Consider the following 22,616-nt stretch of genomic DNA (forward strand, 5'->3'; position numbering starts at 1 on the left):
CGGTCATTCGACCGCCTGAGTTTTATCTTTTATCGTCCCACGAATCTCTTTTATTTATCCCTCCCTGGAGGACAAACGTGTCTAAGCGTCGTGTAGTTGTGACCGGACTTGGCATGTTGTCTCCTGTCGGCAATACCGTAGAGTCCACCTGGAAAGCTCTCCTTGCCGGTCAGAGCGGCATCAGCCTAATCGACCATTTCGATACTAGCGCCTACGCAACGAAATTTGCTGGCTTAGTAAAGGATTTTAACTGTGAAGAGATCATCTCGCGCAAAGAACAGCGCAAGATGGATGCCTTCATTCAATATGGAATTGTCGCTGGCGTTCAGGCCATGCAGGATTCTGGCCTTGTTATTACGGAAGAGAACGCAACCCGTATCGGTGCTGCAATCGGCTCCGGAATCGGCGGTCTTGGTCTGATTGAGGAAAACCATACCTCTTTAGTGAATGGTGGCCCGCGTAAAATCAGCCCGTTCTTCGTTCCGTCCACGATTGTTAACATGGTGGCAGGTCACCTGACCATTATGTATGGCCTGCGTGGCCCAAGCATCTCTATCGCAACCGCCTGTACCTCTGGCGTGCATAACATCGGCCAGGCCGCGCGTATCATCGCGTATGGCGATGCGGATGCCATGGTTGCGGGTGGGGCTGAAAAAGCCAGTACACCTCTTGGCGTAGGCGGTTTCGGCGCAGCACGTGCGCTCTCTACGCGCAACGACAACCCTCAGGCAGCGAGCCGTCCATGGGATAAAGACCGTGATGGTTTTGTGCTGGGCGACGGGGCAGGCATGATCGTACTGGAAGAGTACGAACACGCGAAAAAACGCGGCGCGAAAATTTATGCTGAAGTCGTTGGCTTTGGGATGAGTAGCGATGCTTACCACATGACATCACCACCAGAGAACGGCGCAGGTGCTGCGCTGGCGATGGAAAACGCGATTCGTGATGCAGGTATTACCCCTGCACAGATTGGCTACGTGAATGCGCACGGTACCTCTACCCCTGCGGGCGACAAAGCTGAAGCGCAGGCTGTTAAGTCTATCTTCGGTGAAGCAGCCAGCCGCGTAATGGTGAGTTCGACCAAGTCCATGACCGGCCACCTGTTGGGTGCGGCGGGTGCAGTAGAATCTATCTACTCCATTCTTGCGCTGCGCGATCAGGCTGTCCCTCCAACCATCAACCTGGATAATCCGGATGAAGGTTGCGATCTGGACTTCGTTCCACACGAAGCGCGTCAGGTCAGCGGAATGGAGTACACCCTGTGTAACTCCTTCGGCTTCGGCGGAACCAACGGTTCTCTGATCTTCAAAAAGGTCTGAGACTGACTCTCCGCTAGTCCTGTTTAAAGGTCCGCTTGTCGGACCTTTTTTATTCAACCTTATCTGCTTGTTCAAGACCCGCCGTCCTGCCAGACTTAATCTCCCCTATAAAGGAGCCATCATGTATTTAATCAATGGATTGCCTCAGGACAGTCTGCCCGTGAACGACAGGGCAGTGCAGTTTGGCGATGGTTGCTTCACCACGGCGCGGATCGCCGATGGAGAGGTCTGTTTACTGACAGCGCACCTGCAGCGTTTGCGCAGTGCCTGTGAAAAACTCTTTATCCCTTTTGAGCAGTGGTCGGCGCTGGAAGCTGAAATGACTACCCATGCCCAGGGAATATCCCGGGGCGTGCTGAAGGTGATCATTACCCGCGGCGGCGGGGGGCGGGGTTACAGTGCGGCAAACTGCCTGCAACCGACCCGTATCCTGTCGGTTTCCGCCTTTCCTGCCCACTATGATCGCTGGCGCAATGAGGGTATTCGCCTGGCATTAAGTCCGGTACGTTTAGGGCGTAATCCGATGCTGGCAGGCATTAAGCATCTTAATCGCCTTGAGCAGGTCTTGATTCGCACGCATCTTGAACAGACGGACTGTGATGAGGCGCTGGTTCTTGACAGCGAAGGGATCATTACGGAATGCTGTGCCGCTAATTTGTTCTGGCGCTGCGGGCGCGAGGTGTTTACCCCGCGGCTTGACCAGGCGGGTGTAAATGGCCTGATGCGCCAGTTTTGTCTGCAACAACTGGCACACTCCGACTATCGTGTTGTCGAAGTCTGTGCACAGGAAGAGGCGCTGGGCGCGGCCGAGGAGGTCATTGTGTGTAATGCCCTGATGCCTCTGGTGCCCGTGCGTCAGTATGGCGAACACCACTGGTCATCGCGAGAGTTGTACCAATTTTTAGCCCCACTGTGTGAGCAAACCAGATAATCATGAAGAAAATGTTTCGTTTTATTCTCCTCATCATCGTCGTGCTGGGTATTGCGGCCGGCGTGGGAATGTGGAAAGTGCGCCAGCTGGCGGACAGCAAGATCCTGATCAAAGAAGAGACCATTTTTAGCCTGAAAGCGGGAACCGGGCGTCTGGCGCTTGGCGAACAGCTTTACGTTGAAAAGGTGATTAACCGTCCACGCGTCTTCCAGTGGCTGCTGCGTATCGAGCCAGAACTCTCTCACTTTAAGGCCGGGACGTACCGCCTGATGCCAGGGATGAGCGTGCGCGAAATGCTGGAACTACTTGAAAGCGGAAAAGAGGCGCAGTTCCCGCTGCGATTCGTTGAAGGCATGCGGTTGAGCGATTATCTTGCGCAGCTTCGTGATGCGCCATATATCAAGCACACTCTGAAGGACGACGATTACGCTACCGTTGCCCAGGCTCTTAAATTCGACAATCCAGCGCATATTGAGGGCTGGTTCTGGCCCGATACCTGGATGTATACCGCAGGAACCATCGATATTGCCATGCTGCAGCGCGCGCATAAAAAAATGGTGAGCGCGATAGAGAAAGCCTGGGAAGGCAGGGCAGAAGGTCTGCCTTATAAAGATCAGAATCAGTTTGTCACGATGGCCTCAATTATTGAGAAGGAGACGGCGGTGGCCAGCGAGCGGGATCAAGTCGCTTCGGTGTTTATCAACCGTCTGCGTATTGGCATGCGTTTGCAGACCGATCCCACGGTGATCTACGGGATGGGTAAAAACTATAACGGGAAACTAAGCCGTAAAGACCTGGAAACCCCGACCGATTATAATACCTACGTCATTAGCGGCTTACCGCCAGGACCGATCGCCACACCGGGCCAGGCATCACTGGATGCTGCCGCTCACCCGGCTAAGACGCCTTATCTCTATTTTGTTGCTGATGGCAAGGGCGGGCACACATTCAATACTAATCTTGCCGCTCATAACCGTTCGGTTCAGGACTATCTGAAGGCACTTAAGGAAAAAAATGCGCAGTAATTACATCGTCATTGAAGGGCTGGAAGGCGCCGGAAAGACCACCGCACGGGATACGGTCGTTGAAACCCTGAAGGAGTGCGGCGTAGAAGAGATGGTCTTCACCCGTGAGCCGGGCGGCACGCAGTTGGCTGAAAAGCTGAGAAGCCTGGTGCTGGACATCAAATCCGTCGGCGATGAAGTGATTACCGACAAAGCTGAAGTGATGATGTTCTATGCGGCGCGCGTACAGTTGGTAGAAACGGTTATCAAGCCGGCACTGGCTCAGGGGCAATGGGTGATTGGCGATCGTCATGATCTCTCTACGCAGGCCTATCAGGGCGGAGGGCGTGGAATCGATCAACAGATGCTGGCGACGCTGCGTGATGCGGTACTGGGGAGTTTCCGCCCGGACCTCACGCTCTATCTGGATGTGACGCCGGAAGTGGGCCTCCGACGCGCACGTGCGCGTGGAGAGCTGGATCGGATCGAGCAGGAGTCTCTGGATTTCTTTAATCGTACCCGCGCGCGTTACCTTGAACTGGCCGCCCAGGACCCCTCAATTCGCACTGTCGATGCGACTCAATCGCTGGATGAAGTGAAGCAGGCGATTCGCCAGACCGTGCGTGACTGGCTGAAGGAAGTACAGGCATGAAATGGTACCCATGGTTGCGCCCGCATTTTGAACAACTGGTGAAGGGTTATCAGTCGGGGCGGGGGCATCATGCGCTACTTATTCAGTCGTTACCCGGTATGGGTGATGATGCACTTATCTACGCGATAAGCCGCTTAATGATGTGTCAGCAGCCGCAGGGTACCAAAAGCTGCGGACACTGTCGCAGCTGCCAGTTGATGCAGGCCGAAACCCACCCGGATTACTACACGCTCGAGCCGGAAAAGGGGAAAAGCACCCTGGGCATTGATGCAGTACGCGTGGTGAGCGAAAAGCTCTACGAGCGCGCACGGCTGGGTGGCGCCAAGGTAGTGTGGTTGAAAGATGCCGCACAGCTAACCGAGGCGGCTGCCAATGCTTTGCTGAAAACCCTGGAGGAGCCGCCGGAGAACACGTGGTTCCTGCTCTCGTGTCGGGAGCCGGGGAAGTTACTGGCGACGCTGCGTAGCCGCTGCCGCTTACATCACCTCGGTGCTCCTCAGGAATCCTGGGCAATGAACTGGCTCCAGCGAGAAGTGACGGTGTCACAGGACGCGGCATTAACGGCGCTGCGTCTTTGCGGCGGCGCGCCAGCCGCGGCTTTAGAATTACTCCAGCCGGGCCTCTGGACGCCCCGTGAGCAGCTCTGTCAGGCCGTGGGCAACGCCAGCGAAAGTCGGGATTGGCTGAGCCTGCTGGCTATCCTCAATCATGACCAGGTGACAAGCCGACTGCAGTGGTTCTCCACTCTGCTGCTGGATGCGTTAAAAATGCAGCAGGGGGCGACACAGGTGAGCAATGTCGACTCCTGGCAACTGATTACCCTCCTGGCTCAGCGTCACAATGGCGCCTGGCTGCGCGCCGTACTACACGATGTTTGCCAGTGTCGTGAACAGCTCATTAGCGTCACCGGGCTTAATCGCGAGCTTGTGCTGACAGACCTGTTACTGAATATTGAGCATTACCTGCAACCGGGTGCCGTCTTGCCCGATACCCACCTCTGAGAGAGACATTATGTTTTTAGTCGACTCACACTGCCATCTCGATGGCCTTGATTACCAAACACTCCATAAAGACGTCGATGATGTGCTGGCGAAAGCCGCCGCACGCGACGTGAAATTCTGCCTCGCGGTCGCGACCACGTTACCAGGATACCGCAGCATGCGCGAGCTCGTGGGGGTACGTGATAACGTCGTCTTCTCCTGCGGTGTCCATCCGCTTAACCAGGATGAAGCCTACGACGTGGACGATCTGCGCCGGCTCGCGGCAGAAGAGGGCGTGGTCGCTATGGGCGAAACCGGGCTGGACTATTTTTACACGCCGGAAACAAAACCGCGTCAGCAGGAGTCCTTCCGCAACCATATCCGTATTGGGCGAGAGCTGAACAAGCCAGTGATTGTTCACACCCGCGATGCACGTGCCGACACCCTGGCGATCCTTAGCGAAGAAAAGGTGACGGATTGCGGAGGCGTACTACACTGTTTCACAGAAGATAGAGAAACAGCAGGTAAGCTGCTGGATATGGGGTTTTATATCTCGTTTTCCGGGATTGTGACGTTCCGTAATGCTGAACAGCTGCGCGATGCGGCGCGTTATGTACCGCTCGATCGCTTGCTGGTGGAGACCGATTCTCCCTATCTGGCACCGGTACCGCATCGCGGTAAAGAGAATCAGCCCGCAATGGCACGGGATGTGGCCGACTATATGGCCGTGTTGAAAGGCGTCGAGGTTCAAGAACTGGCACGCATTACTACTGAAAACTTTGCCAGCCTGTTTCATATCGACCCCTCCCGCCTGCAATCTGCCTGATTAACCTCTTTTTTTAAGGCTCGTAATTAATAGTTAAAGCGAGTAAAGTTCTCCGCCCTGAAAGGGGCGGTAGAGACGATTTTGGAAACACTTTGACATCTATTTTGTAAAAAACTGCAAGTTTTTAGGATGCCATAAGCTGAAACGTGATAACCGTCAAACAACGACGCGGAGATTTATTTTACTCTGTGTAATAAATAAAGGGCACTTAGATGTCCTGTCCACGGCGCGGTTCTCCCCCCGTGCCAATGCGTGAAAGCGTAAAAAAAGCACAAATACTCAGGAGCACTCTCAATTATGTTTAAGAATGCATTTGCTAACCTGCAGAAGGTCGGTAAATCGCTGATGCTGCCAGTATCCGTACTGCCTATCGCAGGTATCCTGCTGGGCGTCGGTTCGGCTAACTTCAGCTGGCTGCCAGCCGTCGTATCTCATGTTATGGCTGAAGCAGGTGGTTCTGTTTTTGCAAACATGCCGCTGATCTTCGCAATTGGTGTTGCCCTCGGCTTCACGAATAACGATGGTGTATCCGCACTGGCCGCGGTCGTTGCCTACGGCATCATGGTTAAGACCATGGCGGTCGTTGCGCCTCTGGTGCTGCATTTACCTGCTGAAGAAATCGCGGCAAAACACCTGGCTGATACCGGTGTTCTGGGTGGTATCATCTCGGGTGCGATTGCGGCATATATGTTCAATCGCTTCTATCGCATCAAGCTGCCTGAGTATCTGGGCTTCTTCGCTGGTAAGCGTTTTGTTCCAATCATCTCTGGTCTGGCGGCGATCTTCACTGGCGTGATTCTCTCATTCATCTGGCCACCGATTGGTTCCGCTATCCAGACCTTCTCCCAGTGGGCTGCGTATCAGAACCCGGTAGTGGCGTTCGGTATCTACGGCTTCATTGAGCGCTGCCTGGTACCGTTCGGTCTGCACCATATCTGGAACGTTCCATTCCAGATGCAGATTGGTGAATTCACCAACGCGGCAGGTCAGGTCTTCCACGGCGATATCCCACGCTACATGGCGGGTGACCCGACTGCAGGTAAACTCTCTGGCGGCTTCCTGTTCAAAATGTACGGCCTGCCGGCTGCGGCAATTGCTATCTGGCACTCTGCTAAACCAGAGAACCGTGCAAAAGTGGGCGGTATCATGATCTCCGCAGCGCTGACCTCGTTCCTGACCGGTATTACCGAGCCGATCGAGTTCTCCTTCATGTTCGTTGCGCCGATCCTGTACATCATTCACGCAGTACTGGCTGGCCTGGCATTCCCTATCTGTATCCTGCTGGGTATGCGCGACGGTACCTCCTTCTCGCACGGCCTGATCGACTTTATCGTACTGTCGGGTAACAGCAGCAAACTGTGGCTGTTCCCAATCGTGGGTGCGGGCTATGCGATTGCTTACTACACCATCTTCCGCGTGCTGATCAAAGCACTGGACCTGAAAACACCGGGTCGTGAAGATGCAACAGAAGACAGCAAAGCAGGCGTGACCAGCGAAATGGCTCCGGCCCTGGTTGCAGCGTTCGGCGGTAAAGAAAACATCACTAACCTGGACGCATGTATCACTCGTCTGCGTGTGAGCGTTGCTGATGTTGCGAAAGTAGACCAGCCGGGTCTGAAAAAACTGGGCGCAGCGGGCGTAGTTGTTGCAGGTTCTGGTGTACAGGCTATCTTCGGGACGAAGTCCGATAACCTGAAAACCGAAATGGATGAGTACATCCGCAACAGCTAAGTTGTGACCTGGGGAGACTAAGGCAGCCGTATGGCTGCCTTTTTTATTGGCGGCATTAGTGTGTATTAACTGCCAGACAATGTGCAGTCCATAAAAAAAGGGAGCCAGTTGGCTCCCTTGTTTGTCATGTTATTATCAGAACTGATAACTCGCGGTCACGCTTACGTTACGCGGTTCGCCATACACGAGGGCACCTTCCACGTTGGTGTCGTAAGTTTTGTCGAACAGGTTGTTCAGGTTGCCCTGCACAGAGAAGTTCGGAGTAACCTGGTAACGTGTGAAAAGATCAACCAACGCATAGCTGCCTTGTTTTGCACGCCAGGTGCCGTAAGGCGTAACAACATCTTTGTAGACGCTATTTTGCCAGTTCACGCCCCCGCCGACAGTTAACTCAGGCAATACCGGCAGGCGGTAGCTGGTAAACATTTTTACGCTGGTTCGAGGCAGATTCGGATTTACGGCGTTACCCTCACTGTCTTCTGCAACATAGCGAGTTGCACCAAAGGTCAACTGCCAGTTATCTGTCAATGCGCCATTGATCTCAAACTCAACACCTTTACTTACGGTACCGTCAGCGGCTTTATATGCGGTGTCGGTTGAACCCTGAATAGGCACCCCAGTGCTCTGTCCAAGGTTATCCTGTTCGATACGGAAGATAGCCAGCGTAGTGGTCAGGCGGCTGTTCATCCAGTCCGACTTCAGTCCAAGCTCGTAGTTATTACCCGTAATAGGTGCGAGATACCTACCCGAGCTATCACGCACATTCTGTGGCTGGAAGATTGAGGTGTAGCTTGCGTAAGTCGACCAATTTTCGTTGATGTCAAAAACCAGACCCGCATAAGGCGTCGTATGGTTCTGCTCCATCCCGTAGGTCATAGTATCGACCTTCCAGTTGGTATAACGCGCTCCGAGAATCAGGTGCAGCGGGTCAGCCAACGAGATGCGGGTCGCTGCGTAGAGCGACTTCATGTCAGTGGTGTCGTCCTGCGCAAGCGACTGAGAACCCCAGTTGGTTTCAGGGAAGTGGCCGTTGTAGTCGTAGAAGCTGCCAAACTCGTCGGGGAAGACATTTGCCCATGAATTGGTGTAACGGTTGGTCTGCCTGCTGTAACTGCCGCCAAACATCAGGGTATGCTGACGACCAAATAACTCGTAACCGCCATCAGCAAAGAGATCCAGCGCATCCACTTTACGTTTGCCACTGTTCCAGCCAGTCCCACCAATATAGGTGTAGTCAGGTCCGTAGCTAGCGTAAGGACCGACCAGCATGCCGGTGTTTTTATCGACATAAGCATCAAGATACATCGCTTTACTGTCGAACTTCGCTTCGGTGTGAGTGGCATTCAGGGTTGCTTGCCAGTTATCCGAAAAACGCTGCTTCAGCGTAAAGTAAACTTTATTGAACTCTTTATCATTGTAGGCCCAGTCCGGCGCGGTGCTTTTGGCGCGGTCGTAGTGATTGACACTACCGTCGGTGTTCCAGCGTGGTAATCCGCCCCAGGTCTGGTTGTTCACGTCAATGCGTTGATATTCGTATCCTGCCGATAATGTGGTATCTGAACCTAAATCGGCGTCAATGATGCCGGAGAAGAATGTTTTCTTCTGGTTGTAATGGTCGAGCCAGGAGTCGTTATCCTGGTAACCCGCAACCACGCGGCCCCGGAGATTTCCATCTTCGGTAAGCGGGCTCTGCAAATCCATCACATAACGTTGCTTATTCCAGCTACCGTATTCCGCAGAGAGATTACCTTTGAATTCGCGGCTGGTGGCGTGCTTACGCACCATGTTAATCGCCGCAGAGGGGTTACCAGTACCCGTCATTAAACCATTGGCACCGCGAACAACTTCTACACGCTCAAAGAGCGCCATATCGGAGAGTGAGTCGCCGAGATTCCAGCGTGACTCAAAATAGGTCGGGATGCCGTCGATCATGTAATTATCGATTTGGAATCCACGAGAGTAGTAACTGCTACGATCGGAATCTGCGGTACTTTTGCTGATACCCATCGTGCTATCCATGACGTCACCCAGCGTTTGCAGCTGCTGATCCTGCATACGTTGTTCGCTAACAATCGTAACGGACTGAGGGATATCACGCTGCACCATCTGCATTTTCGTGCCAACGGTGGTGGTTTTTACGCTGTAGTCCTGCGCTTCGTCAGGCTGGTCGTTTGACGTAGAACCGTCAACAATAACCGTCTCTTCCGACGTTGCAGCGAAACTTACGGTCGGCATCAATGCCATCGCAATACAGGCTGCCAGCAACGAGGGGGTTGCTGCAGGCTGACGTTGCCCGTCCCTGGTATGATGAATGAAAGACATTATCAAACCCTTTCTGAGTGAGTTGTAAAAAGCGCCCCAGTCCTGCATTCGGTCTGGGATCATTTGTATGTTCAAAATGCGCATGAAAATGCAAATGCGAAATATACGCATTAGGATTCATCGTGTAAACAGATGTAATCCGGTGAATTAAAATTATGTTTTAGTCTGTCGGGGTGGGTAGCTGGTCACTCTGCGACCAGCAAGAGGGGAATAAGGAAAGAATTCACGGGATAAGGTTGAAAGGATTAGAGAAACTCGCTCATACTCTTATTCTGTGTCACTGAAGAGTGCGCCCGCAGGATGAGATTGCCGGGCACGACGTCTGATTAAAAAAGTAATAAGGAAAACGTCATGGCTGAAGAAACTATTTTCAGTAAAATTATTCGCCGCGAGATCCCGGCCGACATCCTCTATCAGGACGATCTGGTGACCGCTTTCCGCGACATTTCGCCTCAGGCACCTACACACATCCTGATTATTCCTAATATTCTGATTCCGACGGCTAATGACGTGAAAACTGAGCATGAACTGGCATTAGGCCGTATGCTGACAGTAGCCGCAAAAATTGCCGCGCAGGAAGGCATTGCTGAAGACGGCTACCGTTTAATCATGAACTGCAACCGCCATGGCGGCCAGGAAGTCTATCATATTCATATGCATCTACTGGGCGGTCGTCCGCTGGGGCCGATGCTGGCGCATAAAGGTTGATGACATGCTAAATGGGCGTATTGCTGCGCTGATGGTAGGACTGGTGCTGGTGGGGTGCAGTTCGCGTCCGGCTATCCCCGTCAACGACGACCAGACGTTGATTATGGAGTCCTCCGTGCTGGCGGCGGGTATCACCGCAGAGGCACCGTCGCTGGCCATCAGTGAAATCCAGCCGTCTGCGTCCTCAACGCTATTTAATGAAAGAAACGTACCTGTTACCGTCCATTACCGTTTTTTCTGGTATGACGCCAGAGGCCTTGAAATGCACCCGCTTGAGGCGCCGCGTAGCGTAACCATTCCGGCTAAAAAGTCGGTTACGCTGTATGGCAGCGCCAACTATCTGGGCGCGCACAAGGTCAGACTGTATCTCTATTTGTAAGGGGTGAACCTTGATTAAGAACCTGACTCGTTACGCGCTGGTCACGGCTTTCGCACTTTTCCTTTCCGGCTGTATTACCCGTACGGAGCAACCGCCTGCGCCCGTTGACGAGGCGAAACCGGGTACGCAGCAACCTACCCAGCCAACGCAGCCGGTGCCTACTGTACCGTCGGTTCCTTCGGTCCCTTCACAGCCGGGCCCGATTGAGCATCCGGACGAAACTGCACAGCCCACGCCGCGCGAACGTCATTATGACTGGAACGGCGCCATGCAGCCGATGATGGACAAAATGCTGCAGGCCCAGGGCGTGACCTCCGGCAGCGTGCTGCTGGTGGATAGCGTGAATAACCGTACTAACGGTTCGCTGAACGCAAGCGAAGCCACGGAAACCCTGCGCAATGCGCTGGCCAATAACGGTAAATTCACCCTGGTTTCCGCGCAGCAGCTGGCGGTCGCCAAGCAGCAGCTTGGGCTCTCTCCGCAGGACAGCCTGGGTTCGCGCAGTAAAGCCATTGGCATTGCCCGTAACGTCGGCGCACAGTATGTGCTCTACTCCAGCGCTACCGGCAACGTCAACGCGCCTGCATTGCAAATGCAGCTGATGCTGGTTCAGACAGGCGAGATCATCTGGTCGGGCAAAGGTGCAGTTCAGCAACGCTAATCTGTCGCGCGACACGCTGCTGTCGCGCTATTTTCCGCAATATCGACTCCTCGCGCCGCAGGCCCACCCGGGATTGAGCGGCGCGAGCGCCATTATTGAGCACGATAATCACCGGTTGGTACTGCGTCAGTATCATACCGCGCTGGGTTCACCGGCTCATTTTCGCCGTCACTATCATGCGTTACGCCACCTTCCTGAGACGCTGGCGCCGCAGCCGCGTTTTATTGCTCCTGGCTGGATGGCCGTGGAGTATCTTCCGGGCGAAGTGAAACAGGCCCTCCCGGCCTCCCGGGCGCTGGCGGCTATGCTGTATCATCTTCACCGACAGCCGCCGTTTGGCTGGCGGATCGTTTTGATGCCGCTGCTTGAGCGCTACTGGCTACAAGCTTCGCCTTCGCGTCGTTCGCCGTTATGGCTACAACAGTTAAAGCGTCTGCGCAAACTGGGCGAGCCGTCACCCTTGCGACTGGCGCCACTGCATATGGACGTGCATGCAGGTAATATTGTGCACACGACCAACGGCCCGCGGTTACTTGACTGGGAATATTGCGGCGACGGGGATATCGCCCTGGAGCTGGCGAGCGTGTGGTCGGAAAATGAAACGCAACGTCAGGTGCTACTGACAGAATATGCTCATCTCGCCAGGTTGCCAGCGCGGCAATTACACCGTCAGGTCAGACGCTGGCGTCCCTGGGTGCTGATGTTGATGGCTGGCTGGTATGAGCTGCGCTGGCAACAATCGCAAGACAAACAATTTATTACGCTCGCCGATGACATCTGGCAGCAGTTACAAACAAAAGGATAAGAGAGGGTACTGTGGGTCCAGTGATGTTGGATGTGGAAGGGTACGAACTGGATGCGGAAGAGCGTGAAATTCTGGCGCATCCGCTGGTGGGGGGGCTGATCCTTTTTACCCGAAATTATCACGATCCGGCGCAGCTGCGTGAATTGGTGCGCCAAATCCGCGCCGCTTCCCGCCATCGCCTGGTCGTCGCGGTGGATCAGGAAGGCGGGCGCGTCCAGCGTTTCCGTGAGGGCTTTACCCGCCTGCCGGCGGCACAGTCCTTTGCCGCGCTGCTGGGTATGGAAGAGGGTGGGAATCTTGCGCAAGAGGCTGGCTGGTTAATGGCGAGTGAAATGATCGCCATGGATATCGATATCAGCTTCGCGCCGGTTCTGGATGTGGGGCACATCAGCGCCGCCATCGGTGAGCGCTCATACCACGCCGACCCGCAAAAAGCGCTGGCGGTGGCGACCCGCTTTATTGACGGTATGCACGATGCCGGTATGAAAACCACCGGTAAACACTTCCCGGGCCACGGGGCGGTAACGGCGGATTCGCATAAAGAGACGCCGCGCGACCCACGTCCCGAAGCAGAGATCCGCAGTAAGGACATGGCCGTGTTCCGCTCGTTGATTACCGATAAGAAGCTGGATGCCATCATGCCTGCGCATGTTATCTACAGTGACGTCGATCCGCGCCCGGCCAGCGGTTCTCCGCACTGGCTCAAAACCGTGTTGCGTGGAGAGCTGGGTTTTAATGGCGTGATCTTCTCAGACGATCTGTCGATGGAAGGGGCGGCAATTATGGGCAGTTATGCTGAACGCGGTCAGGCGTCGCTGGACGCGGGTTGCGATATGATCCTGGTCTGCAATAATCGTAAAGGCGCGGTAAGTGTGCTTGATAACCTGTCGCCGATCAAAGCTGACCGTGTTACACAATTGTATCATAAAGGTTCATTTAGCCGTCAGGAACTGATGGATTCAGCACGCTGGAAGACGGTCAACGCGCAGCTAGAGGCGCTGAATGAACGCTGGCAGGCGCACAAAGCGGGCCAATAATCCCTTCCTGTTATGAGAAGTGTGGCGAGGATACGATGATCATCTATTTGCACGGTTTTGATTCGAACAGTCCCGGTAACCATGAAAAAGTTCTGCAACTGCAGTTCATCGACCCGGATGTACGTCTGATTAGCTACAGCACGCGCCATCCTAAGCACGACATGCAGCATCTCCTGAAAGAGGTGGATAAGATGTTGCAATTAAATGTCGACGATCGGCCGTTGATCTGCGGTGTGGGGTTGGGCGGTTATTGGGCAGAGCGGATCGGTTTTCTCTGTGATATCCGTCAGGTGATCTTCAATCCTAATCTGTTGCCGAACGAGAACATGGAAGGCAAAATCGACCGCCCGGAAGAGTATGTCGATATTGCCACCAAATGCGTAAGTAACTTTCGCGAGAAGAACCGCGACCGCTGTCTGGTCGTGCTCTCACGCCACGATGAAGCGCTGAACAGCCACCGCTCGGCCGAACTGCTGCATCCCTATTATGAGATTGTTTGGGACGAAGAACAGACCCATAAGTTCAAAAACATCTCCCATCATCTGCAACGCATAAAGGCCTTTAAAACCCTCGGCTAATCCCTGTGCTAAGCAGTAGAAAAACCCGGCGCCTCTCGGTTAGCCGGGTTTTCTTTTGCCATAATTGATTAACATTTAAACGGCAAAACTTGATTAATATCAATTTTGGTATGACCAATGCACCGAACATGCTATTCTCGAAAGTGTTGAATGGTTTCAGTGCGGTAACCCTTTGTTAAGTAAAGGTTATTTCCATAACTTTTACTTAACAATTGGTTAATAATTTGAGGGGGTCACGTTGACTACGCCATTGAAAAAGATAGTGATTGTGGGCGGCGGCGCAGGCGGGCTAGAGCTGGCGACGCAGCTTGGTAAAAAGCTTGGGCGCGGTAAAAAAGCCAAAATTACGCTTGTGGATCGTAACCATAGTCACCTGTGGAAACCGCTGCTGCACGAAGTCGCAACCGGTTCTCTGGATGAAGGGGTGGACGCCCTGAGCTATCTGGCACATGCCCGCAACCATGATTTTCAGTTCCAGCTGGGTTCCGTGGTGGATATCAATCGTGAAAGTAAAACCATCACTCTGGCAGAGCTGCGTGATGAGAAGGGCGAGCTGCTGGTGCCAGAGCGTAAACTGGCGTACGACACGCTGGTAATGGCGTTGGGCAGTACCTCTAATGATTTCAACACACCGGGCGTGAAAGAGCACTGCATCTTCCTCGATAACCCGCACCAGGCGCGTCGTTTCCATCAGGAGATGCTGAACCTGTTCCTGAAGTACTCCAATAACCTGGGGGCGAGCGGTAAAGTGAACATCGCCATCGTGGGCGGCGGGGCCACCGGCGTGGAGCTCTCTGCTGAACTGCACAACGCGGTGAAACAGCTGCATAGCTACGGTTATAAAGGGCTAACGAACGATGCGCTGAACGTGACCCTGGTTGAAGCAGGCGAACGTATTCTGCCTGCGCTCCCGCCGCGTATTTCCAGTGCCGCACATAACGAACTCACCAAGCTCGGCGTGCGCGTACTGACGCAGACCATGGTGACCAGTGCCGATGCGGGCGGTTTGCATACCAAAGAAGGTGAGTATATTCAGGCCGATCTGATGGTCTGGGCGGCGGGTATTAAAGCCCCTGATTTCATGAAAGAGATCGGCGGTCTGGAAACTAACCGTATCAATCAGCTGGTGACCGAACCTACGCTGCAAACCACGCGCGATCCCGATATCTTCGCCATTGGCGACTGTGCTTCCTGCGCCCGCCCGGAAGGCGGTTTCGTGCCACCACGCGCTCAGGCCGCACACCAGATGGCAAGCCTGGTCCTGCACAACATTCTGGCGCAGCGCAAAGGGAAAGAGATGAAGAACTATGTCTACAAAGACCACGGTTCTCTGGTATCGCTCTCTAACTTTTCTACCGTCGGTAGCCTGATGGGCAACCTGATGCGGGGTTCAATGATGGTAGAAGGGCGTATTGCACGTTTCGTCTACATCTCTCTGTACCGTATGCACCAGATTGCACTGCACGGTTACTTCAAAACAGGCCTGATGATGCTGGTAGGCAGAATCAACCGCGTGATACGTCCACGCCTGAAATTGCATTAATCTTCTCGCCCCTCCGCACTCGTCGGAGGGGCTTATTCAGCAGATCCTTCTGTTTCAGTGCCCCTGAAAGTCCAGGAGTTCTCTGAATCACTTCGGTTTCCCCTGTCGTACCACATTTTTAATCCTTTATCCCATTTGCAGACCCCTCTGTCTGGTTGCAGAATTGTTACCAATAGCAACACAAAGGAGGAAGCCCCGTGAATAAGTCAATGTTAGCGGGTATAGGGATTGGCGTAGCTGCTGCGCTGGGTGTGGCGGCGGTTGCCAGTCTAAATGTGTTTCAGAGTGGGCCACAATATGCTCAGGTTGTCTCTGCCACACCGATTAAAGAAACCGTAAAAACGCCGCGTCAGGAGTGCCGTAATGTCACCGTAACGCATCGTCGGCCTGTGCAGGATGAGAACCGTATCGCCGGTTCCGTACTGGGTGCCGTAGCGGGTGGGGTTCTGGGCCATCAGTTTGGTGGTGGCCGCGGTAAAGATGTTGCCACCGTTGTCGGCGCGCTGGGTGGCGGCTATGCCGGCAACCAGGTTCAGGGCGCCATGCAGGATCGTGATACTTACACCACGACCCAGCAGCGTTGCAAGACCGTGTATGACAAGTCCGAAAAAATGCTTGGCTACGACGTGACCTACAAAATTGGCGAACAGCAGGGGAAAATCCGTATGGATAAAGATCCTGGCAGCCAGATCCCGCTGAACGATAAGGGTCAGCTGGTCCTGAATAACAAAGCATAAAAAAGCTGTACTCTGCATTTGCTCCCCATTCGCTCAGGCTGGGGAGCTTTTTTATGCCTGCAATAAAAAGACCTTAAACGCCCGTCTCGATCCCGGCAGGTTTAAGGTCTTTTTCATGTCCACAGTTATCAGATATTGAAGAGATTATGCTGGCGGTGTAAAAACCATCCTGTAAGCAGGATGGAGATAAAAGCAAATAACACAGAACCACCACATAAAATCCAGAGACCAAATAACAATGTTATTACTATTAGCACCTTCAATAATGGTAATAGCAAAATCATCTCTATCAATCCTTCTGTATGTGTAGTCAGAAAGTGTTTTGTCCTTGAGGAGAAGTACGATTTTGCCGCCCGCACAGGGTTCAGGAGAGTAAACGTCATTGTTGTTGTTGTCGTCATGACGTTTGCGCAACTTGTGTTGAACGGCTGCTAATCATTAGCAGAACAATAATCACAAGTTAAGGATAGCAAACGCCTTAATTTATGAGAAAGATTTGGCCTATCGTTTAACAGGCCAAACCCTCTTTCTGTGGCAGGTTTACATCTTAATGAGCTCAGGCCACAAGTGCAGCGTGGTCCGGGTAATGCTCTGTAGTTTTTCGAGGGTTGCCCCTTCACGTGCGCTGATAGACATTCCCTGCAGGACACAGCTGAGATACTGCGCCAGCCGGTCTGTTTCACATTGGGCCGGGATCTCACCGCGCTGTTGCCGTTGGCGCAGAAAAAGACCAAGGGTTTCTTCCTGCATGGCGTGGCGCGATTTCACCGTATTCGCAATCTCTTTAGAAGAGGCGGCAAGGGTGGCGGAGGTATTAATCATAAAACAGCCCGCCGGGGTCTCTTTACTGGTGAAGCAGGTTGCCACTGCGGTGAAATAGTCACTCAGTGCCTGCTCAACGCTCTTCTCTTCACAAAACAGCTGGGCTTCATGTTTCGCCGCAAACCGGGTGATATAGCGATCCAGCACCGCGCGAAACAGCCCCTCTTTATTGGTGAACTCTGCATACAATGTTGGCGCTTTCGCACCCGTCGCTTCCACCAGATCCGCGAGGGATGTCGCTTCATACCCGTGTTGCCAGAAGAGTGTCATGGCCTTATCAAGCGCCGCGTCCCTGTCGAACACCTTAGGTCGGCCACGGCTTTTTTTAGCGCAACTCGTCACTGTGGTTGTCATAGGCCGTCGTACCTTAGTTGGATTGTTGAATAACCATTATAAAAATAATCTCATGGCGCGACCAGCACTCATTTCAGAAAAATAATTTAATCATATCTTTATGATAAATAAAGGATTTAAAATTAATATAATGATCATTATAAAAATAATGTTGACGCGTGATGGGGATCACACTTATGATTTACCTATCGATCGTTAAGTAATTAACTTGCGACCCCAAATTCATCTGTCAAAAGGCTATAATCATGAAAAACGTAAAAACTTTGATCGCTGCAACCCTGCTCAGTTCCCTCTCTTTCGCCAGCTTCGCCGCGGTTCAGGTGCAGACCACACCTGCCGATCAGCATAAAGTGGGCACCATTTCTGCCAATGCAGGGACTAACCTGAGTTCTCTGGAAAGTGAGCTGGCCCAAAAAGCCGATGAGATGGGTGCAACATCCTATCGCATCACCTCCGTGGCCGGTCCTAACAACCTGCACGGTACTGCTGTTATCTACAAATAAGCCCTGGCTAAACCCTCATACTGCCACTGCTTTACCACTGCTAGAAAAAGGCCCTGCATCTGCAGGGCCTTTTTTATTTACATAGACTGGCTGGCAGCCACGTGTCGGGTGACATCGGTGGGCATTCCGGAACGCGCCTCCATCGCTCTTTCCATCACGATGCCGTCAGCCTGGCTTTTAAAAGCCTGCATGCTGGCATTAAGCGTGATGGGCAAGGTTTGCGGATCGTCCTCGATGTTTTTCGACAGGGGCTGATGGATCTCCACGAGGTGTCTGCCATCGGGCTCCACGGAGGCTTTAATCGGCGTATTGATGATATTGACCTTCGTGCCCGGGGTTATTACCCGGAACAGGGTTTCGATGTCGTTATCACGCAGACGAATACAGCCAGAGCTGACGCGCATACCGATACCGAAATCCGCGTTAGTGCCATGCAGTAAATAGACGCCGCCGTAGGCTGCCAGACGAATAGCATGATGGCCCATCGGATTATCCGGCCCGGCAGGCACTACCGCAGGCAAATCGATGCCCTGGGCTTTATAGCGGGCACGAATATTCGCCGTCGGGGTCCAGGTCGGATTGGCGCGCTTGTCCGAGACGGTCGTCACCATGGTGGGTGTTAACGTATTGCTATCCAACTGCCCGATACCGATGGGATAGACGGTCACCTCATTTTTTCCAGGCGGGTAGTAATAGAGGCGAAGTTCGGCCAGGTTGATCACAATGCCTGTGCGTGGTGCATCCGGCAGTAATGTTTGCAGCGGGATGGTCAGTACGCTGCTCGGGCGCGGAACATAAGGGTCGACGCCCGGGTTGGCTTGTAACAGGGCCAGAAAACCGACGTTATAGCGTTTTGCGATCGCCTCCAGCGAGCCGCCGTCATCTTCCACTACGTGAAAGCGGTTCTCACCCACCAGACGACTTCCTGCAGCAGGGAGAGGCCAGGTGTTAGCCCACGCAGGGAGGGCCAGGGCGACGGTGGCGACCAGCGCAAAAAACGTTATCCAGCGAGAAAATAGTTGAGTCATCATCACCAAAATCCATAGCAATAATTGGGTTCATGTTATCTGAACGTTAATTGATAATTATGGTGAATAGATGTGTCGAAAAGTGGCAGGAGATTGCAAAGAGTTTGTAAATCCCCGGCCTGTCAGACAAGCCGGGGAGGGGGATCAGGCGACGGCGTTCTCTTCCAGCTGGCGCATAAAGTTTCGTACCCACTCCATGCGGGTCTTGCGCTCCGTCAGCTCCTGGGTGAACTTGAGACGGGTCGGGCCGTCCAGGCGGAAGTGCTGGGGCTCTTTCTGCAGCAGGCCAATCAGCCACATCGGGTCGACGTGATTCTTCTCAGCAAACTCGATCATGCCCCCTTTTTCGTTACCTTCCAGCTTGCGAATACCCAGTTTCTGCGCCTGCTGACGAAGGCGAGCGATATCCAGCAGATTACGTGCCGCATCGGGGAGCAGGCCAAAGCGATCGATCAGCTCGACTTTTATCTCCTCAAGCTCGGCCTCCTTTTTGGCGCTGGCGATGCGCTTATAGAAGGAGAGGCGAGTATTGACGTCAGGGATGAAATCATCCGGCAGCAGAGAAGGCATGCGTAACTCGACCTCCGTTTGCTGGCTGGTCAGATCTTCGAGCGACGGCTCCCGTCCCGCTTTTAGGGCATCGACGGCGTTTTCCAGCAATTCCATATAGAGCGAGAAGCCAATGGTTTCCATCGAGCCGCTCTGGTCTTCCCCTAACAGTTCGCCCGCGCCGCGAATTTCCAGATCGTGGGTCGCCAGCGCAAAACCTGCCCCCAGATCTTCCAGCGAGGCGATGGCTTCGAGGCGTTTTTGCGCGTCGGTAGTCATTGCTTTCGGGTGCGGGGTTAACAGCCAGGCGTAAGCCTGGTGATGCGAACGGCCCACGCGGCCACGCAGCTGGTGCAACTGCGCCAGGCCAAAGTGGTCAGCACGTTCAATAATGATGGTATTCGCCGTCGGGATATCGATGCCGGTTTCAATGATAGTGGTGCAGACCAGCACGTTAAAGCGCTGGTGGTGGAAATCATTCATGACCCGTTCCAGCTCGCGTTCGCGCATCTGGCCATGGCCAATGGCGACGCGGGCCTCCGGCACCAGTTCGGCCAGTCGATCTGCGGCCTTCTGGATGTTCTCCACGTCGTTATACAGATAGTAAACCTGTCCACCACGTAGCACTTCGCGCAGGATCGCTTCGCGTACTACCAGGCTATCGTACTCGCGTACAAAGGTTTTCACCGCCAGACGACGCGCCGGTGGGGTGGCGATAATCGACAGATCGCGCATGCCGCTCATGGCCATATTGAGCGTACGGGGGATCGGCGTTGCGGTGAGGGTCAGGATATCCACATCCGCACGCATCGCTTTGATGCGCTCTTTATGACGCACGCCGAAACGGTGCTCTTCATCGACAATGAGCAGTCCCAGATCTTTCCATTTCACGTCGCTTTGCAGCAGTTTATGGGTACCGATCAGGATATCGATTTTGCCTTCGCTTGCCTCCTGCAGGATCTGCGTCTGCTCTTTAGCGCTCCGGAAACGGGACAGCATTTCGATGCGCACGGGCCAGTTGGCGAAACGGTCGCGGAAGTTATCGTAGTGCTGCTGTGCCAGCAGGGTGGTCGGTACCAGCCCCGCCACCTGCTTGTTGTTCTCCACGGCGAGGAAGGCGGCGCGCATTGCCACTTCGGTTTTACCGAAGCCGACGTCGCCGCACACCAGTCGGTCCATCGCCAGCGGCTGGCACATGTCGCTCAGCACCGCATTAATCGCCTGGCTCTGATCCGGGGTGGTCTCAAAGGGGAAACTTTCACAGAAGAGCTGATACTGTTCTTTATCATGCTTAAAGGCGTAGCCCGTTTTGGCCGCACGCTGAGCATAGATATCCAGCAGTTCCGCCGCCACGTCACGCACTTTCTCTGCCGCTTTCTGACGCGCACGCGACCAGGCATCGCCTCCCAGTTTATGCAGCGGGGCGTTATCTTCCGCACCGCCGGCGTAGCGGCTGATCAGATGCAGCGAAGAGACGGGCACATACAGTTTGGCGTCGTTGGCGTAAGTGAGCATCAGGTACTCCCCTTTGATGCCGCCTGCTTCAAGGGTAGTCATCCCGGCGTAGCGACCCACGCCATGCTCCAGATGGACGATAGGCTGGCCTGGATGCAATTCTGCCAGGTTACGGATCAGCGTGTCCGGGTTTATGGTGCGACGGCTATCCTGGCGACGACGCGCCACGCGCTCGCCCAGCAGATCGCTTTCGCAGATCAGGGCCCGGTTGTTGAGGGTATCGACAAAGCCATGCTCGGCGGCACCGATCATCAGATAGCGGCCATTCCCTGTCGCCTCGTCGAGGCGCAGAATGCGTTTAGGTGCGAGCTTAATTCGCCCCAGCAACTCGCCCAGCGCTTCACGGCGGCCTTCGCTTTCTACGGAGAAGATCACCGGGCCGGTAAAGCTTTCAAGGAATTTGCGCAAATTGTCCAGCGGTGACTTCTGCTGGGCCTGCACCGCCAGGTCTGGCAGTTTCTGGAAACCGAGATTGGTGTTTGCCGCTTTTTCTGCGAGATTTTCAGTTTTAAGCTGCATGCGCGGCCAGCGCTTCAGCTCGCTGAACAGTTCATCGCTGCGTAGCCACAGCTGTTCGGGTGGCAGCAACGGACGCATCGGGTCGACGCCGCGGTTCTCATAACGCGCACGGGTTTCGCTCTCAAAACGGTTTGCGCTACTTTCCAGATCGCCGGTGTTCACCACCAGGGTGTTGGCCGGGAAATAGCTAAACAGCGGCGGCAGCGGCTCGCTGAAGAACAATGGCTGCCAGTATTCAATGCCCGCGGGCAGGGTGCCTTTGCTCACCTGCTGATAGATATGTTCAGCGTCACGTTTCACATCGAACTTATCCCGCCACTGACTCCGGAACAGCTCAATGGCGGTTTTATCCGTCGGGAACTCATGGGCCGGTAGCAGATTAATGGCTTCTACCTCTTCCAGCGTTCGCTGTGTATCGGCATCGAATACGCGCAGGCTATCGATCTCATCGTCGAAGAAATCCAGACGATAAGGGCGATCGCTGCCCATAGGATAGAGGTCGAGCAGCGCGCCGCGCGTAGCATATTCACCGTGCTCCATCACCTGGTCGACGTGACGATAACCCGCACTGTCGAGTTGCGCTCGCAGGGCATCACGCGACAAACGCTGCCCTTTTTTCATCACCAGCGCATGGCCATGCAGGTAACTGTGGGGACAGACGCGCTGCATCAGCGTATTGACCGGCACAATCAACACTCCGCGCTGCATAGAAGGCAGTTGGTACAGCGTCGACAGGCGCGAAGAGATAATCTCCTGGTGCGGAGAGAAGCTGTCGTAGGGGAGGGTCTCCCAGTCGGCAAGGCTGAACACCAGGCTGTCCGTAAATTGACGAATTTCATCATGCAGGCGCAGGGCGTTCTGCATATCTGGCGCAACCAGCACCACCGGCCCCGGATGACGTTCAGCGATCTCCGCCACCAGCGTGGCGCAGGCCGCGCCCGTGAGTTCACCCAACTGGCGTTGGTCGCCCGCTTTGTTGGGCAGGGAATAACGATATTGTTCAGACATAGCTTAGTCAGGATCTCTTATGGGCATATCACTGATACACAATGTCTTTATTATCCTTGATCGTTTTGCTTTAGCAAACCGGAACCGCACGGGAGGAGAAGGCAC

General features: G+C 54.1%; 20 protein-coding genes. 16 read left to right on the forward strand and 4 right to left on the reverse strand.

Annotation, left to right across the window (positions count from 1 at the left end):
• Positions 1–77: 77 nt before the first annotated feature.
• The 7 genes from fabF to ptsG all read left to right on the forward strand — a co-directional run bounded on the left by fabF (position 78) and on the right by ptsG (position 7,443).
• A complete protein-coding gene (gene fabF, locus WFN75_RS04240) occupies positions 78–1,319 on the forward strand; it encodes a beta-ketoacyl-ACP synthase II (protein ID WP_040076150.1) in 1,242 nt (413 codons plus the stop codon).
• A 121-nt stretch (positions 1,320–1,440) separates the two neighbouring features.
• Positions 1,441–2,250 carry an aminodeoxychorismate lyase gene (pabC, locus tag WFN75_RS04245; RefSeq protein ID WP_233802231.1) on the forward strand — a complete coding sequence of 270 codons (810 nt, stop codon included), beginning with the start codon at positions 1,441–1,443 and terminating at the stop codon, positions 2,248–2,250.
• A 2-nt stretch (positions 2,251–2,252) separates the two neighbouring features.
• Positions 2,253–3,275 (forward strand): cell division protein YceG, encoded by a 1,023-nt coding sequence (gene yceG / locus WFN75_RS04250; RefSeq protein WP_212478640.1) that lies wholly within the window; start codon positions 2,253–2,255, stop codon positions 3,273–3,275.
• Positions 3,265–3,906: a dTMP kinase gene (tmk, locus tag WFN75_RS04255; RefSeq protein ID WP_040076147.1), complete on the forward strand. Its 642-nt coding sequence runs from the start codon at positions 3,265–3,267 to the stop codon at positions 3,904–3,906. The genes yceG and tmk overlap by 11 nt, the downstream gene beginning before the upstream one ends.
• The gene (holB, locus tag WFN75_RS04260; protein WP_336995654.1) at positions 3,903–4,907 is read left to right on the forward strand and encodes a DNA polymerase III subunit delta'; all 1,005 of its coding nucleotides are present in this window, start codon (positions 3,903–3,905) and stop codon (positions 4,905–4,907) included. The genes tmk and holB overlap by 4 nt, the downstream gene beginning before the upstream one ends.
• Before the next feature lie 10 nt (positions 4,908–4,917).
• Positions 4,918–5,712, forward strand: a complete 795-nt coding sequence (locus WFN75_RS04265; protein WP_040076145.1) for a metal-dependent hydrolase — start codon at positions 4,918–4,920, stop codon at positions 5,710–5,712.
• A gap of 297 nt (positions 5,713–6,009) precedes the next feature.
• Positions 6,010–7,443: a PTS glucose transporter subunit IIBC gene (ptsG, locus tag WFN75_RS04270; protein WP_040076144.1), complete on the forward strand. Its 1,434-nt coding sequence runs from the start codon at positions 6,010–6,012 to the stop codon at positions 7,441–7,443.
• A 135-nt stretch (positions 7,444–7,578) separates the two neighbouring features.
• Here ptsG and fhuE read toward each other — a convergent pair whose 3' ends face one another.
• Positions 7,579–9,765, reverse strand: a complete 2,187-nt coding sequence (gene fhuE / locus WFN75_RS04275) for a ferric-rhodotorulic acid/ferric-coprogen receptor FhuE (RefSeq protein ID WP_212478638.1) — start codon at positions 9,763–9,765, stop codon at positions 7,579–7,581.
• A gap of 351 nt (positions 9,766–10,116) precedes the next feature.
• On the opposite strand from fhuE, the gene hinT reads away from it, so the two are divergent.
• The 8 genes from hinT to WFN75_RS04315 all read left to right on the forward strand — a co-directional run bounded on the left by hinT (position 10,117) and on the right by WFN75_RS04315 (position 16,213).
• Complete coding sequence (gene hinT / locus WFN75_RS04280) at positions 10,117–10,473, forward strand: purine nucleoside phosphoramidase (RefSeq protein WP_040076141.1); 357 nt, start codon at positions 10,117–10,119, stop codon at positions 10,471–10,473.
• Positions 10,474–10,477: 4 nt separating this feature from the next.
• Entirely contained in the window at positions 10,478–10,852 is a 375-nt protein-coding gene (locus tag WFN75_RS04285; RefSeq protein ID WP_046885692.1) for a YcfL family protein, read from the forward strand.
• Positions 10,853–10,862: 10 nt separating this feature from the next.
• Positions 10,863–11,513, forward strand: coding sequence for a penicillin-binding protein activator LpoB (gene lpoB / locus WFN75_RS04290; RefSeq protein WP_040076139.1), 651 nt, complete (start codon positions 10,863–10,865; stop codon positions 11,511–11,513).
• Entirely contained in the window at positions 11,494–12,318 is an 825-nt protein-coding gene (gene thiK, locus WFN75_RS04295) for a thiamine kinase (RefSeq protein WP_336995655.1), read from the forward strand. Before lpoB ends, thiK begins: the two co-directional genes overlap by 20 nt.
• Positions 12,319–12,329: 11 nt before the next feature.
• Positions 12,330–13,355, forward strand: a complete 1,026-nt coding sequence (gene nagZ / locus WFN75_RS04300) for a beta-N-acetylhexosaminidase (protein WP_336995656.1) — start codon at positions 12,330–12,332, stop codon at positions 13,353–13,355.
• A 35-nt stretch (positions 13,356–13,390) separates the two neighbouring features.
• Positions 13,391–13,933, forward strand: a complete 543-nt coding sequence (ycfP, locus tag WFN75_RS04305) for an alpha/beta hydrolase YcfP (RefSeq protein ID WP_040076135.1) — start codon at positions 13,391–13,393, stop codon at positions 13,931–13,933.
• Between the two features lie 238 nt (positions 13,934–14,171).
• Positions 14,172–15,476, forward strand: coding sequence for an NAD(P)/FAD-dependent oxidoreductase (locus WFN75_RS04310; RefSeq protein WP_040076133.1), 1,305 nt, complete (start codon positions 14,172–14,174; stop codon positions 15,474–15,476).
• A 197-nt stretch (positions 15,477–15,673) separates the two neighbouring features.
• Positions 15,674–16,213 (forward strand): glycine zipper 2TM domain-containing protein, encoded by a 540-nt coding sequence (locus WFN75_RS04315; RefSeq protein WP_072039520.1) that lies wholly within the window; start codon positions 15,674–15,676, stop codon positions 16,211–16,213.
• 540 nt (positions 16,214–16,753) lie between these two features.
• Here WFN75_RS04315 and WFN75_RS04320 read toward each other — a convergent pair.
• Complete coding sequence (locus WFN75_RS04320) at positions 16,754–17,389, reverse strand: TetR/AcrR family transcriptional regulator (RefSeq protein WP_046885690.1); 636 nt, start codon at positions 17,387–17,389, stop codon at positions 16,754–16,756.
• A gap of 245 nt (positions 17,390–17,634) precedes the next feature.
• Between WFN75_RS04320 and bhsA the strand changes: the two genes are divergently transcribed.
• Positions 17,635–17,892 carry a multiple stress resistance protein BhsA gene (gene bhsA / locus WFN75_RS04325; RefSeq protein WP_040076128.1) on the forward strand — a complete coding sequence of 86 codons (258 nt, stop codon included), beginning with the start codon at positions 17,635–17,637 and terminating at the stop codon, positions 17,890–17,892.
• A gap of 77 nt (positions 17,893–17,969) precedes the next feature.
• On the opposite strand, the gene ldtC is transcribed toward bhsA, so the two are convergent.
• The gene (gene ldtC / locus WFN75_RS04330; protein ID WP_442913258.1) at positions 17,970–18,923 is read right to left on the reverse strand and encodes a L,D-transpeptidase LdtC; all 954 of its coding nucleotides are present in this window, start codon (positions 18,921–18,923) and stop codon (positions 17,970–17,972) included.
• Positions 18,924–19,064: 141 nt separating this feature from the next.
• Positions 19,065–22,511: a transcription-repair coupling factor gene (gene mfd, locus WFN75_RS04335; protein WP_336995658.1), complete on the reverse strand. Its 3,447-nt coding sequence runs from the start codon at positions 22,509–22,511 to the stop codon at positions 19,065–19,067.
• Positions 22,512–22,616 lie beyond the last annotated feature (105 nt).

Origin of the sequence: Leclercia sp. UBA7405 (assembly GCF_037152215.1) — a bacterium.
In the GTDB taxonomy this organism is placed as follows: Bacteria; Pseudomonadota; Gammaproteobacteria; order Enterobacterales; family Enterobacteriaceae; genus Enterobacter; species Enterobacter pneumoniae.